The organism is Methylocystis sp. Se48 (assembly GCF_056269425.1).
Genome location: NZ_CM149850.1, coordinates 3,390,621 through 3,406,081 on the forward strand (window position 1 = coordinate 3,390,621; position 15,461 = coordinate 3,406,081).

20 protein-coding genes and 1 tRNA gene are annotated in these 15,461 nt (G+C 64.2%); all 21 read right to left on the reverse strand.

Going from position 1 to position 15,461, the window contains the following annotated elements; translation table 11 throughout:
* Positions 1-29: 29 nt before the first annotated feature.
* The 21 genes from ACV959_RS16410 to rplR all read right to left on the reverse strand — a co-directional run bounded on the left by ACV959_RS16410 (position 30) and on the right by rplR (position 15,452).
* Positions 30-1,139: a tyrosine-type recombinase/integrase gene (locus ACV959_RS16410; RefSeq protein WP_475737620.1), complete on the reverse strand. Its 1,110-nt coding sequence runs from the start codon at positions 1,137-1,139 to the stop codon at positions 30-32.
* 147 nt (positions 1,140-1,286) lie between these two features.
* Complete coding sequence (locus ACV959_RS16415; RefSeq protein WP_475737621.1) at positions 1,287-1,613, reverse strand: helix-turn-helix domain-containing protein; 327 nt, start codon at positions 1,611-1,613, stop codon at positions 1,287-1,289.
* A gap of 3 nt (positions 1,614-1,616) precedes the next feature.
* Complete coding sequence (locus ACV959_RS16420; protein WP_475737622.1) at positions 1,617-1,853, reverse strand: helix-turn-helix transcriptional regulator; 237 nt, start codon at positions 1,851-1,853, stop codon at positions 1,617-1,619.
* Between the two features lie 381 nt (positions 1,854-2,234).
* Complete coding sequence (locus ACV959_RS16425; protein WP_475737623.1) at positions 2,235-3,446, reverse strand: tyrosine-type recombinase/integrase; 1,212 nt, start codon at positions 3,444-3,446, stop codon at positions 2,235-2,237.
* Between the two features lie 164 nt (positions 3,447-3,610).
* Positions 3,611-3,686, reverse strand: a tRNA-Thr gene (locus ACV959_RS16430).
* A 101-nt stretch (positions 3,687-3,787) separates the two neighbouring features.
* A complete protein-coding gene (locus ACV959_RS16435; protein ID WP_475737624.1) occupies positions 3,788-4,135 on the reverse strand; it encodes a LapA family protein in 348 nt (115 codons plus the stop codon).
* Positions 4,136-4,244: 109 nt separating this feature from the next.
* Complete coding sequence (gene ihfB / locus ACV959_RS16440; protein ID WP_475737625.1) at positions 4,245-4,535, reverse strand: integration host factor subunit beta; 291 nt, start codon at positions 4,533-4,535, stop codon at positions 4,245-4,247.
* 51 nt (positions 4,536-4,586) lie between these two features.
* Positions 4,587-5,558: a signal peptide peptidase SppA gene (gene sppA / locus ACV959_RS16445; protein ID WP_475737626.1), complete on the reverse strand. Its 972-nt coding sequence runs from the start codon at positions 5,556-5,558 to the stop codon at positions 4,587-4,589.
* Positions 5,559-5,636: 78 nt separating this feature from the next.
* Positions 5,637-5,966, reverse strand: a complete 330-nt coding sequence (gene cutA / locus ACV959_RS16450; RefSeq protein ID WP_475737627.1) for a divalent-cation tolerance protein CutA — start codon at positions 5,964-5,966, stop codon at positions 5,637-5,639.
* 1 nt (position 5,967) lies between these two features.
* On the reverse strand, positions 5,968-7,422 hold the full coding sequence (locus ACV959_RS16455; protein ID WP_475737628.1) for a DegQ family serine endoprotease: 1,455 nt from the start codon (positions 7,420-7,422) through the stop codon (positions 5,968-5,970).
* A 146-nt stretch (positions 7,423-7,568) separates the two neighbouring features.
* Positions 7,569-7,982 carry a 50S ribosomal protein L17 gene (gene rplQ, locus ACV959_RS16460; protein ID WP_475737629.1) on the reverse strand — a complete coding sequence of 138 codons (414 nt, stop codon included), beginning with the start codon at positions 7,980-7,982 and terminating at the stop codon, positions 7,569-7,571.
* Positions 7,983-8,071: 89 nt separating this feature from the next.
* Entirely contained in the window at positions 8,072-9,091 is a 1,020-nt protein-coding gene (locus ACV959_RS16465) for a DNA-directed RNA polymerase subunit alpha (RefSeq protein ID WP_475737630.1), read from the reverse strand.
* A gap of 103 nt (positions 9,092-9,194) precedes the next feature.
* Positions 9,195-9,584 (reverse strand): 30S ribosomal protein S11, encoded by a 390-nt coding sequence (rpsK, locus tag ACV959_RS16470; protein WP_014890740.1) that lies wholly within the window; start codon positions 9,582-9,584, stop codon positions 9,195-9,197.
* Positions 9,585-9,722: 138 nt separating this feature from the next.
* Positions 9,723-10,091 (reverse strand): 30S ribosomal protein S13, encoded by a 369-nt coding sequence (rpsM, locus tag ACV959_RS16475; RefSeq protein WP_475737631.1) that lies wholly within the window; start codon positions 10,089-10,091, stop codon positions 9,723-9,725.
* Between the two features lie 207 nt (positions 10,092-10,298).
* The gene (locus ACV959_RS16480; RefSeq protein WP_475737632.1) at positions 10,299-11,612 is read right to left on the reverse strand and encodes an Hsp70 family protein; all 1,314 of its coding nucleotides are present in this window, start codon (positions 11,610-11,612) and stop codon (positions 10,299-10,301) included.
* A gap of 66 nt (positions 11,613-11,678) precedes the next feature.
* Positions 11,679-12,260 carry an adenylate kinase gene (locus ACV959_RS16485; protein ID WP_475737633.1) on the reverse strand — a complete coding sequence of 194 codons (582 nt, stop codon included), beginning with the start codon at positions 12,258-12,260 and terminating at the stop codon, positions 11,679-11,681.
* Entirely contained in the window at positions 12,257-13,591 is a 1,335-nt protein-coding gene (gene secY, locus ACV959_RS16490; RefSeq protein WP_475737634.1) for a preprotein translocase subunit SecY, read from the reverse strand. Before secY ends, ACV959_RS16485 begins: the two co-directional genes overlap by 4 nt.
* A gap of 157 nt (positions 13,592-13,748) precedes the next feature.
* Positions 13,749-14,225, reverse strand: a complete 477-nt coding sequence (rplO, locus tag ACV959_RS16495) for a 50S ribosomal protein L15 (RefSeq protein WP_475737635.1) — start codon at positions 14,223-14,225, stop codon at positions 13,749-13,751.
* A gap of 10 nt (positions 14,226-14,235) precedes the next feature.
* Positions 14,236-14,421, reverse strand: a complete 186-nt coding sequence (rpmD, locus tag ACV959_RS16500) for a 50S ribosomal protein L30 (RefSeq protein ID WP_475737636.1) — start codon at positions 14,419-14,421, stop codon at positions 14,236-14,238.
* A 15-nt stretch (positions 14,422-14,436) separates the two neighbouring features.
* Positions 14,437-15,009: a 30S ribosomal protein S5 gene (rpsE, locus tag ACV959_RS16505; protein ID WP_475737637.1), complete on the reverse strand. Its 573-nt coding sequence runs from the start codon at positions 15,007-15,009 to the stop codon at positions 14,437-14,439.
* Positions 15,010-15,089: 80 nt separating this feature from the next.
* Positions 15,090-15,452, reverse strand: a complete 363-nt coding sequence (rplR, locus tag ACV959_RS16510; RefSeq protein WP_475737638.1) for a 50S ribosomal protein L18 — start codon at positions 15,450-15,452, stop codon at positions 15,090-15,092.
* Positions 15,453-15,461 lie beyond the last annotated feature (9 nt).

Here is a 15,461-nt window from a genome sequence, read left to right on the forward strand (position 1 = left end):
AGCCGGGGCTTTTGCGAAAAGAGGCAGGCCTAGCCCCGCTTTTTGGAGCGCTCCATTTGCTCGGCGAGCTTTCGGAGTATGTCGGGGGTAAATTCCTCCGCCGTTCCCGCGCCTTCGCTCGCCAGCCCCCGGATAATCTCCCCCTGCCGATGGTCGGGAAGCGAGCCGTAGCTGCAAAAGGTCGTGAGCACATGGTCGTGACCGAGATTCTGCGACCATGCCTTGAATTGCTCGGCGTCGAGCCGCAACTCGTAGGCGCGTTTGACGAGGGTATTACGGAAGCTGTGCGGGTTAAAATAGGGCAGTCCCGCCCGCGCGCAGGCCTCCTTGAAGATCGCCCGCACGGGTTGGGCGTTGGCCCACGGCTCCCGCGCGAGGCCGCTCGCCGCGAAGCACTGGTCCGCGCCCGGCGCAACGCGGGTCTTGGGGAAGAGCGGGTCTTGCGGGCCGAAACCCCGTTCCTCGCGCAGATAAGTGACCCATTCGGCGACGATGCGCCGGAAGTCTTCGCCCACCGGGAAAAACCATGTCGAGAAGGTCTTGCGGCGCTTCGTGCAAACCTCGCGGGCGTCTTGCTCCAATAGCCCGTTGTCCAAGTCGATATGCTTGAGCCTGAAAGAGACGGTCGCCGCGTCGCGCGCGCCCGTCAGGATGGTGAAGGCGACAAGCGCCCGGTCGCGCCGCTCGATTTCCGTTTCGGCCGGCATGGCGTCGAGCATCGCGCGGATTTGCGCGAGCGTCGGGCATTCCTTGCGCCGATGCGCCCCGGCGACGCGCGCGACGTTTTCCGTGAGGTTGAAATACTCGGCGTCGGCATAGCGGATTTTCGAGCGGTAAGCGGCTTGGTCCGCCAACCAGATGAAAAACGCCTTGAGCGCGGCGAGCGTCGATTTGATGGTCGACGCCGAGAGCGGCGCGCCGGTTCTCACATTGCGTTCGGCCAGCAGATGCGCCTTGAAGCCGCGCGCCTGCTCGACATGGAACTTCCGAAAGTCGCGCCGCCTGTTGTATGCGTCGAAACGTTCGATGGCCTTGGCCGCGCCATCGAGCGAATGTTCGTCGCGCCCCTTCACGTCGGCGAGATAGTGGAGATAGGCGCGCTTGGCGCGCTCGTTCGCGGGTGTTCTTTTCGAGGTCACGTGCGGTCCTTTTCGAAGTCAACATTCGAGGGAGGGGCGGGGCTATCGCACATGCGCGATTGTGCGGTCGGGCGCGCAATGCTCAGATCGCCGCATACCGCCCCGATTTTCGCCTCTGTGACGAAGCGGTGAATCAGCCCGCCGCAGTCAGGACAAAGGCCGCGCAGAAGGCCGCGACCGGGTTTCGTGGGGATGAAATCCGCCATGTCGCAGGCCGGGCGCTTCGGCGCGCCACAGCGCACGCAGAACATTTCGGCCGGGGCGGCATGGTTGTTTCTTGGGCTGGCGCGCCTTGATGAAGTCGCGCAGTTCGGTCCCGTGGATGAGAAGCGGGCGCTTCGGCTCGATCACGGGCAGGCCGTCGTCTATCCATCGCGCTATGGTGTGCTTGTGGACGCCCAGAAGCTTCGCGGCTTCCGGGATGCTGTAGGCGCGATGGCGTTTGACGAGGCCGGCGTTATACCGCCGGGCCATACGTCACTTGCCGCGTTCGACGAGGGCGAGAATGTCTTCGGCGCGCCACGCGGTCACGCGGTTGCCGAGCTTCACGGGTTTGGGAAAACGCCCGTCCTTGACGCCCGACCACCACGTCGAGCGGGCGACGGGAATCGGGCCGTTGGGCGCGAGGATCGAAGAAAGCCGGACAAGGCCGGTTTTCGGGAAGTTCGAAGTCGTCTGCGTCTTTACGTCGCCGCGTTCAGGATTGTGAACCATTTCGCCTTTCGTCCAAGCTTTTGGACGATGCGCAAGCCAGTGACAAATTTTTTGACCGTCGCCGGCTTGCCGGGTAGGTTTGGCCCGCTCTAGCAGAGCACGGGTTTCGACCCACCGGCCGCGTTAACCCTGGCAGGGGTTGGCGCGGCCTTCATCGTCTTACTTCCGAGCGGGAAGTTCGCTGAGGACCGGGGCGGTCGCTCAACGTGATTTAGAAGCCGACGCGCTCGGAGTTGCAAGGGGGTGTGAGGGTCTGTGCACAACCGATCCACAAGTCCATATTTATCCACAGAGCCAATCAAGAACTGCAATCGAATCAAGGCATCAAGAAAATCAAGTGAAAAATATCTGTTCTACTTTGATTCGCAATGGCCGGCGACGTCAGGCCCGCAACTGAACGATGGTCGCGCCACGCAGCATTTCTTCGCATCTTTGCGCCCACCAGCCCATCATCCGAACGCGCTCTTCCCAAAAATCGGCGCGCGCATAGGCCCGGCGAACTGAGTCATTGTCGACATGGGCCAGCTGGCGTTCGATGGCGTCGGGGTTCCACAGGCCGCTTTCGTTGAGAATGGACGACGCCGCCGAACGGAAGCCGTGGCCAGTCATTTCGTCTTGCGCGTAGCCGAGCCGGCGCAAGGCCGCATTGATCGTGTTCTCGCTCATCGAGCGGTCCGCCGAGCGGACGGAAGGGAAGAGGTAACGCCCGTGGCCGGTAAGCGACTGCAACTCGCGCAGAAGCGCCAGCGCGGCCGGGGCGAGTGGAACGCGATGCGGGCGCTTCATCTTCATCTTTTCGGTCGGTATCGCCCAGACCGCCGTTTCAAGGTCGAACTCCGCCCATTCCGCCCCGCGTAGCTCGCCGGGACGGACGAAGGTCAGCGCAAGCAATTCGAGCGCGATACGGGTTTCCGGTGCGCCCTCATAAGCGGCGATGGCCCTCAAGAGGCCTCCAAACGCCTTTGGCTCTATAATCGCGGCGCGGTGCTGCACGATCGGGGCGGCCAATGCGCCTTTCAGTGCGCCCGTCGGATCGCTCTCAGCGCGCCCTGTGGCGACGGCGTATCGGAAAACTTCGCCGATGGTGGCGCGAAGGCGCCGGGCGGTTTCGCGCCGCCCCCGCGACTCGACGCCGCGAAGCACGCCCAAAATCTCGGCGGCCGTGATTTCCGCGATAGGACGCGGCCCGATGGCCGGGCGCGCAAGGCTCAACAGCCATTCGAGCTTGCTTAGGGTCCGTTCGGCCTTCCCCTCGCGGCGCTTCTTGTCGAGAAGTTCATCGGCGAGGGCGGCGAAAGTATTGGCCTGCGCCGCCAGCTGAACGGCCTTGGCCAGCTTTCTGGCGATGGCGGGGTCTTGGCCGTCGCTCAGAAGCCGTTTGGCCTCATCTCGGGCATCGCGCGCCTCGCGAAGCCCAACGGCGGGATAAACGCCGATGGCCAAGACCTTCTGCTTGCCGGCGAAGCGGTAAGCCATGCGCCAACGCTTCCCGCCGTCGGGCTCCACCCACAATTGAAGCCCGCCCGCGTCCGAGAGCTTGGCGGTCTTTTCGGCGGGTTTGGCCGCGCGAGTCTGAGCGTCGGTCAGCGGCATGTTGGTATAGACCTTGTTGGCGGATGGGGGCCTACCAACAAATATACCAGCGGATTTGATGGACACAAACGGATGCACTGGGACGCCCTAGGACGGCATTTTACCCCTAATGCATTGATTTTCATTTATTTTTGGACGACTTCGAACCGCATCGGACGGTGATTTGGTGCCGCAAGAGGGATTCGAACCCCCGACCCCATCATTACGAATGATGTGCTCTACCAGCTGAGCTATTGCGGCGAAGCGCTTATTGGACGGCGCGGCTTTCTCTTATCGGCGCGCGCCGGGATTTTCAAGCGGCCTTCGGTAGAGATTTCAGGGAATTTTGCGTCACGGCCCGTTCAGCGCCGGCCAGTCTTGGCGCCCGTCTCCGACGGGAGTTCCGCAAGCGCCTGCTGGCGCAACTTTTCGATCTCGAGGCGGGTCTTCTTGGCTTCTGCGCGCGCGACCTTCGCCGCGCGGCGAACGGGCATGTGTCCGAGCCAGGACGAAACGCCTCCCGCGAGCACGCCGATCGCCATCGAGGCCAGAACGACGAGAAACATCGGCGCCTCGAAATAGGGCGAGGTCGCCTCGTTCGGCGCGAAGGGATCGAGGCCGATCTTCACCGTTCCGCGATTCGCCATGGCGAAAAACAGAATAATCAGGGCCAACGGAACGAAGACAATGATGCGCAGGACGGATTTCATGACCTCTCCCTGATGTCGGCGGCGCGCCGGATTGGTTCGACAGCGCATTGGCCGGGGAGCCCGGCGTCATGTCTCCGCCGCGCCCTTCGCGGGCGCGGCCAATCGGCGGTCAGCCGTCGTAGTTTTCGTTGAGACGCTCGCGCATCTCTTTGCCCGTCTTGAAGAAGGGCACGCATTTTTCCTGTACGGCGACCTGCGCGCCGGTGCGCGGGTTGCGACCGGTGCGCGCATCGCGCTTCTTGACGGAAAATGCGCCGAAACCGCGCAGTTCCACACGGTCGCCGCGCGCGAGCGCCGCAGTGATTTCGTCGAGAATCGTGCTGACAATGGTCTCGACGTCGCGCTGATAAAGATGCCCGTTGCGACGCGCAATTCTCTGAATGAGTTCGGATTTGATCATGGACCGGTCCGCTTCGTAAAATTCGAGTCTTCAACGTCGCTTGCGCCGAAATCAGCGCGGGTCGGAAACGTGCCAAATCGCCAAAAGGCCGTCAAGACCGCTGCTTCTGTCGACGGCGGCCGCCTGCTCGAAAGCGCCCGCGAGCGACTCGAAACCCAACAGGCGGGCGGCGCCGGCGGCCCCTTCCACGAGGCCCAGCCGCTCGAGGCTCGACTTCTTCTTCCACTCGCGCACCGGCAGATTCTTCGAAATATTCTTGTTGGTCTCGAGCCAGCCGATGGCTTCGCGCTCTCCGCCGATCATGTCGACGAGTTTGAGCGGCAGGCCCTGTCGGGCGGTGAAGACGCGGCCGTCAGCCACCTTCGCAAGTTCGGCGTCGTCGAGATGTCGGCGCTGTTTCACGAGATCCTTGAACCAGGAATAGGAATCCGCCACCAGACTCGCGATCGCCGCCTTCGCCGCCTCGTTCGTCGGTTCGAAGCCGTTGGGCGAGGCCTTGAGCGGGGAAGACTTCACTTCCTCGACCTTCACCCCGACCGAATCGAGCAGTTTGTAGAAATTCGGAAACTGGAACAGAACGCCGATAGAGCCGACGAGCGAATTGCCGTGCGCGACGATTTCGTCGGCTGCCAGCGCCGCGATATAAGCGCCGGACGCCGCGACCGTGCCGACGACGGCGACGACCGGCTTTTTTTCGTTCAGCCGGCGCAATTCATCGTAGAGCTTCTCAGCGCCCGTCGTCGTGCCGCCGGGGCTCTCGATCGTGACGAGAAGCGCCTTCGCCTGGTTCGATTCGCCGATCTTCTTGATGAGATCGATCGTGTCCTTGTCGCCTGTGATCAGGCCCTGGATCGACAAGCGGGCGATATGCGGGGTGAGCTTGTCCGTGGAGTCCGCGCCCGAAAGCTTGGAAAAGCCGACGAGCAGCGCCAGTCCGCCGGCGGCGATGGCGGCCATGCGCCACCAGCCCAATTTGCGCCGCAACCGACGGCGGTCGAGCAGATAATCGGTAGACGCCGACATTCGTAATTTCCTCGCCTTGACGCTCTTACCTAAGACGGAGTCGTGCGCTTGAAAAGCCGTGACGGGGCGCCGGGTCCATCATCCGCCCTCGGTCCGCTGCGTCGCGTCCAGCAGCCAGGCCGCATATGCGGCGTTCGCATCCGCTGCGTCGATCCGCAGGATTTCGGGAATTTCATAGCTGTGAAAACGCCGAACCAGGTCGGCGAGCGCAGAATAATCCTCGCGTCGATGCTTCAGGTGCAGAAGGAATTCGCCTTCCTCGCAAACTGCGCCTTTCCAGACGTAAAGGCTCTGGACCTGTGCGATTTGCACGCAGGCGGCGAGCCTCTCCGCGAGCGCGGCGCGGGCGATCTCTCGCGCCTTTTCGGCCGAATCGACCGTCGTGAGAAGGATGGAGACGTCGCTCACGTCAGCCGCCGACGACCGTCGTAAACACCTGCCCGCCGCGCGCGAGGGTGATCTTCCAGTAATAGGCGCGACTCGACGCCACGCGTTCGAGATCGCGGGTCGAGCCGATCTTCTGGTCGTTCACGGCAAGCACGACGTCGCCGCGTTGCAAATTGAGCTGCTGGGCGACCGACCCCTCGTCGATCTCGGAAACGACGACGCCGGCCGCCGCCCCCTGCAACGATAATTCCTCGATGACGGCCGGCGAAATATTAATCACCGTCGCGCCGGCGAAGGGCGACGGCCCCTTCAGTTTCAACGGATCGCGCGGCGGCGTCTCTGGCGCGGGCGCGAGGCGGATCTGCGCGATGATTTTCTTGCCCGCGCGCAGCGCCCCGAGCGTCGCCTGCCCGCCGAGCGGGCGGGTGGCGAGACGGAAGCCCACGGCTTCGGGATCGTCGGCGGGCTGACCGTCGACCGAAACGATGACGTCGCCGCGCTTGAGCCCCGCTTCGGCGGCCGGTCCCTTCGGATCGACGTCGGCGAGCAGCGCGCCCGCCGGGCGTTCGAGGCCAAGGCCGTCCGCGATCTCCTGCGACATAGTTTGCAGCGTCGCGCCGAGCCACGGGCGTTTGACCACCTTGCCGCCGCCCTTGGCCGCGGCGAGCACGCTCTTGACCATGTTCACGGGGATGGCGAAGCCGATGCCCACCGATCCACCGGACTTGGAAAAAATCGCGGAATTGATGCCGACGACCCGCGCGTTCATGTCGACGAGCGGACCGCCGGAATTGCCCGGATTGATCGCGGCGTCGGTCTGGATGAAAAAGCCGTAGTCGGAAATGCCGACATGGGTGCGGGCCAGCGCCGAGACGATGCCCTGCGTCACGGTCTGCCCGACGCCGAAGGGATTGCCGATGGCGAGCGTGAGATCGCCGACTTCGAGCGCGTCGGAATCGCCGAGCTCCATGGTGGGGAAATTAGATCCCTCCGTCAGCTTCAGCACGGCGAGGTCGGTGCGCGGATCGCGCAGCAGGATTTTCGCAGGGATTTCACGCTTGTCCGCGAGCGCCACCTTCACGTCGGTCATGCCCTCGATCACGTGATTGTTGGTGACGACGAGGCCGGAGGGGTCGACGATGACGCCGGAGCCGAGCGACTGGGCGGTGTTGGGCCGGCCCGGCATGGCGCCGCCTTCCCCGAAGAAGCGGCGGAAGATCGGATCGTCGAGGAAGGGATTTGCCGGCATGCGCTCGACGCGGGAGGCGAAGACGTTGACGACGGCCGGCTGCGCCTTTTTGACGACGGGCGCGAAGGAAAAGGCGATTTCGGCGCGATTCCTCGGAACAGCGGGACCGTCGAGCGTCGAGACCTGCGCCGCGGCGGGCGCCGGCGCCGTTCCGCCCCGGAGGTCGCCGCCCGAAATTCCGGCCGCGCAGAGGCTCGCGAAAAGAACATGGCGCAAATGAAGGCGCATCGGCCGCTCCGGTAGAGAATCGCTCGCCAGCAATATAGGCGCGAAAGGCGGCCGGCGCGAGAACGCCCGGGAGATGGAAAAACACAAGAAAAAAGGCGGCCCCGCGAGCCGCCTCTTGTCGTTGGTCATCGCGTGAGAGAAAGGCCTCAGCCCGTCTCTTCCTCGCCCGCGGCGGGGCCGGAATCCTGGCCGCGCGCGTCGACGTCGCGGTCGACGAATTCGATCACCGCCATCGGCGCATTGTCGCCGTAGCGGAAGCCGGCCTTCAGCACGCGGGTGTAGCCGCCGTTGCGGTCCTTGTAGCGCGGGCCGAGCACGTCGAAGAGCTTGCCGACGAGCTTGACGTCCTTGATCTGCGCGATGGCCTGACGGCGGGCGTGCAGATCGCCGCGCTTGCCGAGCGTCACGAGCTTCTCGACCACGGGACGCAGATCCTTCGCCTTGGGCAGAGTCGTCACGATCTGCTCATGCTTGATGAGCGCCTGCGCCATATTCGCGAACATAGCCTTGCGGTGCTCATGGGTGCGGCCGAAACGGCGCTTCTTGTGACCGTGATACATGCGGCTCTCCGTTGGTTATGCGGCCGCCGTGCCAAGGAACGGCCGTCGATTATCTTTCTCTCGCCGCCTCGCGGGGGGAGAGGACAGGCTCAGTAGTGCTCTTCGAAGCGCTTCGCGAGGTCGTCGATGTTCTCCGGCGGCCAGCCGGGCACTTCCATGCCCAGATGCAGGCCCATCTGGGCGAGAACTTCCTTGATCTCGTTCAGCGACTTGCGGCCAAAATTCGGGGTGCGGAGCATCTCGGCCTCCGATTTCTGGATGAGGTCGCCGATATAGACGATATTGTCGTTTTTCAGGCAGTTCGCCGAACGCACCGACAGTTCCAGCTCGTCGACCTTCTTGAGCAGCGCCGGGTTGAAGGCGAGCTGCGGGATCGACGGCGCGGCCTCCTCGCGGCGCGGCTCCTCGAAATTGACGAAGACGTTGAGCTGATCCTGCAGGATGCGCGCGGCGAATGCGAGCGCGTCGTCGGGCGAGATCGCGCCATTCGTCTCGATGGTCATCGTCAGCTTGTCGTAGTCAAGCACCTGGCCTTCGCGCGTGTTCTCGACGCGATAGCTCACCTTCTTCACCGGCGAATAGAGGCTGTCGACCGGAATGAGGCCGATCGGCGCGTCCTCGGCGCGGTTGCGGTCCGCAGGAACATAGCCCTTGCCCGTCGAGACGGTGAATTCGATGCGAATCTCGGCTCCCTCGTCGAGCGTGCAGATTACGAGGTCGGGATTGAGAATCTGAACGTCGCCGGTCGCCTGAATGTCGCCGGCGACGACGGCGCCGGGGCCGGTCTTCTTGAGGGTGAGGCGCTTCATGCCCTCGCCCTGGTATTTGATGGCGATGTCCTTGATGTTGAGGACGATATCGGTCACGTCCTCGCGCACGCCCGGGATCGACGAGAATTCGTGCAGAACGCCGTCGATGTGAATCGAGGTGATCGCCGCGCCCTGCAGCGAAGAGAGAAGAATGCGGCGCAGGGCGTTGCCGAGCGTCACGCCGAAGCCCCGCTCGAGCGGCTCGGCGACGGCGGTCGCCACGCGGCGCGGATCGTCGCCGGGGGTCACGTCGAGCTTGTTCGGCTTGATGAGTTCCTGCCAGTTCTTCTGGATGCTCACTGGGACGCCTTTCCTTGAAGCTCCTGAACGCGGCGCCGGCGGGGAGGAGCCGGGGCCGCGCGCGAAAATGCTCGGATGAAACAACGGCTCGGAGGCCGCGGCGTCAGACCCGCCGGCGCTTGCGCGGACGGCAGCCGTTATGCGGGATCGGCGTCACGTCGCGAATGGAGGTGACGGTGAAGCCCGCCGCCTGCAGCGCGCGCAGCGCCGATTCGCGGCCCGAACCGGGACCCGAAACCTCGACTTCCAGCGTGCGGACGCCATGTTCTCCGGCCTTGCGGGCTGCGTCTTCTGCGGCCATCTGCGCGGCGTAGGGGGTCGACTTGCGCGAACCCTTGAAGCCCATCGAGCCGGCCGACGACCAGGACACGGTGTTGCCCTGCGCGTCGGTGATGGTGATCATGGTGTTGTTGAACGTCGAATTGACGTGCGCGACGCCGGAGACGATGTTTTTGCGCTCACGGCGGCGAACGCGTGTAGTGTCCTTGGCCATTTTTCCTGGTCCTTCAAGCGCGCCCGTAACGCCAGGCGCTGGGGATGATCTTCACGTCGTCATGACCGGGCTTTTCCCAGCCATCTTTCGGCAGGCGACGCCCGGAACGAGTCCGGGGATGACCGCCTATCCAGCCAATCATTTCTTCTTGCCGGCGATCGGCTTCGCCTTGCCCTTGCGGGTGCGGGCGTTGGTGTGGGTGCGCTGGCCGCGGACGGGCAGCTGGCGGCGATGGCGCAGGCCGCGATAGCAGCCGAGGTCCATCAGGCGCTTGATGTTGATGGCGACTTCGCGGCGCAGATCGCCCTCGACGAGATAATCGCGGTCGATCGTCTCACGGATCTGCAGGACTTCCGCGTCGGTGAGTTGAGCCACGCGGCGCTCGGCCGGGATGTTCACCTTCTCGCAGATTTCGGCCGCCTTCCTGGGACCGATGCCGTGAATATATTGAAGCGCGATGACGACGCGCTTGTTGGTCGGGATGTTGACGCCTGCGATACGTGCCACGATCTTCTCCATTTGGCGCGACGCCGTGGGCGCCGCTGGATGACCCCGCGTCCGGTGGAGGCCGGCCCTTGCGGGTTTGGGTTTTGGGCTTTTCCAGAACGCAAAAACGGAAGCCCTCCGAAGAGAACTTCCTCGAATTTTCGTCGGTAAGGAGCCGATAACCAGCGCTTACGCGCGAGTCAAGCGCAAATGCGGCCCGACGCGCCTTTATTCGCCCACAGCCAGCGTCGACCGTCGATGCGCCGCATGAGACCCGAATTTTCGCTGCGCGTCCAGCCCCAGACCGAGCCCGACGGCGCCGAACATGTCGCCCTCGACCACTCTTGCTCCCGGCGTCCGGCCGGTCACGGCGGCGCGGACCGCCGGAATGGCGGTCGAACCGCCGGTCAGAAAGACCGCGTCGATGCGGTCCGCGGTCAGCCCCGACGCGGCGATCGTTTCGTCGAGGGTGCGCGTCAGCGACCGCAACTGATCGGCGATCGCCTCCTCGAGCGTCCCGGCGCCGACGCGCGCCGCAAAACCCTGCTCGACTTCCGAAAGGTCGATCGTCGCCGCCTCGGACTTCGACAGTTCGATTTTCGCGCGCTCTACGGCGAGGGCGATGGAATGGCCGCGCCTGGCGTCGATCGTCTCGGCCAGCCGCGCGATCTTTTCCGGCGCCAGCGAGAGGCGCTTCAGTTCTTCGAGCTCGCGAGAAACCCTTTGCGTGTAGAGCAGATTGATGCGGTGCCAGGTGGCGAGATCGACGAAAAAGGCGTTGGGAACCGGCAGCGCCTTGTCGCCGAAGGGCATGCGCATGTCGCTCCCCAGGCCGAGGTGCGGCATCACCGATTTCATGCTGAACAACCGGTCGACGTCGGTTCCGCCGATGTGCACGCCCCTGCTGGCGAGAACGTCCTCGGCCCTGTCAGTCTTCCGCCGCCCCTCCGGCGAAACGCGGACCACGGAAAAATCCGACGTGCCGCCGCCGATGTCGGCGATCAGCGCATATTGTTCGTCCCGAACGGTCTCTTCATAGGCCAGCGCCGCAGCGATCGGCTCATACTGAAAGGCGACCTCCCGAAAGCCCTGCGCCCGGGCGACGTCCTCCAGCGCGTCCTGCGCGCGGCGGTCGGCGGCCGCATCGTCGTCGACGAAATGGACGGGACGGCCCAGCACGACGCTCTCGACATCCGCGCCGACGGCGCGATCCGCGGCCTCTTTCAACCGCCCGACGATCAGTCCGACGATGTCCTTGAACGTATAGCTCCGGGCGCGGATTCGCGTTGTTTCATCCATCAGCGCCGTGCCCAGAACGGATTTCAGGCTGCGCATCAGCCGGCCCTCGACGCCATCGACATAGGCGGCGATGGCGGCGCGTCCGAAAACAGGCGTCCCGTCGGAGAAATCGAAGAAAATGGCGCTGGGCAAGGTTCGGTTGTCGCCTTCGAGCGGCGCCAGTTCGACGCCGTTTGGGCTTCGAACTGCGACCGTCGAATTGGATGTGCCGAAATCGAGGCCGCAGAAGGTCGATGCGTCCATTCGGAGCGTGACTCTTGAAGGGGGCAAAATGGATCGGCCCGGCTGAGCCGGGCCGGGATGCGACGATCAGCTGCCGATCGACTTGTCGATCGCGGCCGTCACGTCATCGATCGACAACATCCCGTCGATCTGTTTCAGTTCGCCTCGCCCGGCGTAATGCGCTGAGACCGGCGCCGTTTGCGCCCGATAGGCGTCGAGGCGGGTCTTGAAACTTTCTGGATTGTCGTCGGCGCGGACTTCCTTGCCCGCGGCGAGCGTCTCGGCGACGCGCTTGCGCATCCGGTCGACGAGCGCATTTTCGTCAACGACGAGTTCCAGCACCGCGTCGAGTTTCAGGCCCTTCCTGGCGAGCAATTCGCGGAGCGCCTCGGCCTGGGCGACGGTTCGCGGAAAGCCGTCGAGAATAAAGCCGTTGGCGCAGTCAGGCGCGTCGATCCTTTGATCGATGATGCCGATCACCATTTCGTCCGGCACCAGTTGGCCGGCGTCCATGATTGCCTTGGCTTTCAGACCGATGGGAGTTCCCGCCGCCACCGCCGCGCGAAGCATGTCCCCGGTCGACAGCTGGGGAACTCCCAGCTTTTCGACCAGGCGCGCGGATTGAGTTCCTTTGCCGGCGCCAGGAGGGCCGAGAAGGACGAGCCTCATTTCCGGCGCCCCTTCAGCTTGGTCTTGCGGATCAGGCCCTCATATTGTTGGGCCTGCATGTGCCCGTGGATCTGCGCGACAGTGTCCATGGTGACGCTCACCACGATGAGCAGCGAAGTGCCGCCGAAATAGAAGGGCAGATTGGCGTAGGCGATGAGACCTTCCGGCAGCAGACAGATGATGGCGAGATAGGCCGCGCCCAGCACCGTGATCCGCATCAGCACGTCGTCGATGAACTTCGCGGTCCGCTCGCCCGGGCGGATGCCCGGCAGGAAGCCGCCGTGCTTCTTCAGGTTGTCCGCAGTCTCCGTCGGGTTGAAGACGATGGCCGTATAGAAGAAAGCGAAGAAGACGATCAGCCCCACATAGGCCAGCATGTAAAGCGGCCGGCCGTGGCCGAAATAGGCGGAAATGGTCGCGAAGATATTGTCCGTGCCCTGCGTCTGATAGAAATTCGCGACCGTCGTCGGCAGCAGCAGGAGCGAAGAGGCGAAGATCGGCGGGATGACCCCCGCCGTGTTCAACTTGAGCGGCAGGAAGGAAGTCTGTCCTTCATAGACGCGATTGCCATGCTGACGCTTGGGGTATGTGATCAGCAGGCGACGCTGGGCGCGCTCCATGAAAACGATGAAGGCGATTACGACGAACGACATGGCGATCACGCCGAGTATGATCCCTGTCGAAATCGCGCCCTGTCGCCCGAGTTCGAGGGTCGAGACGATCGCCGACGGGAAGGCTGCGACAATGCCCGCGAAGATGATGAGGGACGAACCGTTGCCGATGCCGCGAGAGGTGATCTGCTCGCCCAGCCACATGAGAAACATCGTGCCGCCCACGAGCGTCACGACCGTGGTGATGCGGAAGAACAGGCCGGGTTCCGTCACCACGCCCTGCTGTCCCTCGAGGCCGATCGCCATGGCGTAGGCCTGAAAGGTCGCCAGCGCGACGGTGAGATAGCGGGTGTACTGATTGAGAACCTTGCGGCCCTGTTCGCCCTCCTTCTTCAGCGACTCGAGCGTCGGGAACACCGACGTCAGAAGCTGGATGATAATGGAGGCCGAAATATAGGGCATGATGTTGAGCGCGAAGATCGCGCGACGCTGGACGGCGCCGCCGGCGAACATATTGAAAAGCTCCAACATGCCCTTGGACTGGCCGAAGAAGCTCTTCGCGAAGGCTTCAGGGTCAATGCCGGGCAAAGGCACATAAGTGCCTAGCCGATAAACGATTAAAGCGCCCAGGGTGAACCAGATGCGTTTCTTGAGTTCCTCGGACTTGCCGAAGGCGGAGAGATTGACGTTGGCCGCGAGCTGCTCGGCTGCCGATGCCATGGAGGAACTCCCTCGTCGCGCCGATTGGATCTACGGCGCCTTTTTGTTGGCGGGCGCGGGGAGCGGAGGCCCGCCCGTTCGCGCGCCCGGCGATTGCGTGAGGCTTCTATAAGACAAAGCGGCCGCCCTTGCGAGAGCGGCCGCCCAAAAACATGGCTCAGGCGGATACGCCCTCGCCCGCGAGGATCTTGACAGAACCGCCCACGCCTTCGATCGCGGCGATCGCGCCCTTGGAGGCGGCCGCCACTTCGAAAGCGAGCTTCGCTTTTATCTCGCCCTGCCCGAGGATCTTCACGCCGTCTCGGGGCTTCGCCACCACACCGGCGGCGATGAGCGCCTCGAGGGTGACCGGCGCCGAGGCGTCCAGCTTCCCGGCGTCGAGCGCAGCCTGGATGCGGCCGATATTGACCTCGTTGTAATCGACCGAGAAGGGGTTGTGGAACCCGCGCTTCGGAAGGCGGCGATGCAAGGGCATCTGACCGCCTTCGAAGCCCTTGATCGAGACGCCAGTGCGGGCCTTCTGACCCTTCACGCCGCGCCCGCCGGTCTTGCCCTTGCCGGAGCCGATGCCGCGGCCAACGCGCATCCGGTTCTTGCTGGAGCCCGGATTGTCGGAGATATCGTTGAGTTTCATTGCCGCGTCCTCACTTCTCGCCGACGATTTTGACGAGATGCGCCACCTTGGCGATCATGCCGCGCACAGCGGGCGTATCCGCCAGTTCGCGGCGACGACCGATGCGCGTCAGGCCGAGGCCGAGAAGCGTCCTGCGCTGACGTTCGGGGCGACCGATGGGGCTGCCGATCTGCTCGACGATGATTTTGGTGCTCATGTCCAAGCCTCCCCGTTACGCGTCGACGGCGTCGGCGTCGACGCCCTGGCGGCGGGCCTGCAGCGCCGAAACCTTCAGCGACCGCCGGGCGGCGACCGAGCGCGGCGAGTCCTCGCGGGAGAGCGCATCGAAGGTCGCCCGGATCATGTTGTAGGGGTTCGACGATCCCTGGCTCTTTGCGACGACGTCATGCATGCCGAGCGTCTCGAAGACGGCGCGCATCGGGCCGCCTGCGATGATGCCTGTGCCGGCAGGGGCCGCGCGAAGCACGACGCGACCCGCGCCATGACGGCCGTAGACGTCGTGATGGAGCGTGCGGCCTTCGCGAAGCGGCACGCGGATCAGCGCGCGCTTGGCGGCTTCGGTCGCCTTGCGGATCGCCTCCGGCACCTCGCGGGCCTTGCCATGGCCATAGCCCACGCGGCCTTTCTGGTCGCCGACGACGACGAGAGCGGCAAAGCCGAAACGGCGCCCGCCCTTCACAACTTTCGCGACGCGATTGATGTGGACCAGACGATCCACGAATTCGCTGTCGCGCTCTTCTCGATCCCGGTCGCGACCGCGACCGCCTTCAGCTTCACGCGCCATTTCTCTTTCCGTCACTTACGCGGCGCGAAGCGCCGCTCGCTTCGTTATGGCCCTCCCCCGCTTATGGGAGACGGGAATTATTAAAACTCGAGACCGCCTTCGCGGGCCCCGTCGGCCAGCGCCTTGACGCGGCCGTGATACATGTAGGCGCCGCGGTCGAACACGACCTGCTTCACGCCCTTCGCCGTGGCGCGCTCCGCGAGGAGCTTGCCGACGGCCTTGGCGGCGTCAGTATTCGCGCCGGTCTTAAGCGACTCGCGATTCGCCTTCTCGATCGAAGAAGCCGACACGAGTGTCTGGCCCTTCTCGTCGTCGATGATCTGAGCGTAGATCTGCTTCGACGAGCGGAACACGGAGAGACGCGGGCGGCCGTAGGCGCGCTCGCGGATCGCCTTGCGGACACGCGCCTTGCGGCGCTGTTCGATGCTGACATCCTTGGCCATGGCGGCTCG

Coding starts and splice junctions, on each gene's coding strand:
- ACV959_RS16415 (WP_475737621.1), bottom strand. CDS start 1,613: ATGGCCCGGCGGTATAACGCCGGCCTCGTCAAACGCCATCGCGCCTAC.
- ACV959_RS16420 (WP_475737622.1), bottom strand. CDS start 1,853: ATGGTTCACAATCCTGAACGCGGCGACGTAAAGACGCAGACGACTTCG.
- ACV959_RS16425 (WP_475737623.1), bottom strand. CDS start 3,446: ATGCCGCTGACCGACGCTCAGACTCGCGCGGCCAAACCCGCCGAAAAG.
- ACV959_RS16435 (WP_475737624.1), bottom strand. CDS start 4,135: ATGAAATCCGTCCTGCGCATCATTGTCTTCGTTCCGTTGGCCCTGATT.
- ihfB (WP_475737625.1), bottom strand. CDS start 4,535: ATGATCAAATCCGAACTCATTCAGAGAATTGCGCGTCGCAACGGGCAT.
- sppA (WP_475737626.1), bottom strand. CDS start 5,558: ATGTCGGCGTCTACCGATTATCTGCTCGACCGCCGTCGGTTGCGGCGC.
- ACV959_RS16455 (WP_475737628.1), bottom strand. CDS start 7,422: ATGCGCCTTCATTTGCGCCATGTTCTTTTCGCGAGCCTCTGCGCGGCC.
- rplQ (WP_475737629.1), bottom strand. CDS start 7,982: ATGTATCACGGTCACAAGAAGCGCCGTTTCGGCCGCACCCATGAGCAC.
- rpsK (WP_014890740.1), bottom strand. CDS start 9,584: ATGGCCAAGGACACTACACGCGTTCGCCGCCGTGAGCGCAAAAACATC.
- ACV959_RS16480 (WP_475737632.1), bottom strand. CDS start 11,612: ATGGACGCATCGACCTTCTGCGGCCTCGATTTCGGCACATCCAATTCG.
- ACV959_RS16485 (WP_475737633.1), bottom strand. CDS start 12,260: ATGAGGCTCGTCCTTCTCGGCCCTCCTGGCGCCGGCAAAGGAACTCAA.
- secY (WP_475737634.1), bottom strand. CDS start 13,591: ATGGCATCGGCAGCCGAGCAGCTCGCGGCCAACGTCAATCTCTCCGCC.
- rplO (WP_475737635.1), bottom strand. CDS start 14,225: ATGAAACTCAACGATATCTCCGACAATCCGGGCTCCAGCAAGAACCGG.
- rpmD (WP_475737636.1), bottom strand. CDS start 14,421: ATGAGCACCAAAATCATCGTCGAGCAGATCGGCAGCCCCATCGGTCGC.
- rpsE (WP_475737637.1), bottom strand. CDS start 15,009: ATGGCGCGTGAAGCTGAAGGCGGTCGCGGTCGCGACCGGGATCGAGAA.
- rplR (WP_475737638.1), bottom strand. CDS start 15,452: ATGGCCAAGGATGTCAGCATCGAACAGCGCCGCAAGGCGCGTGTCCGC.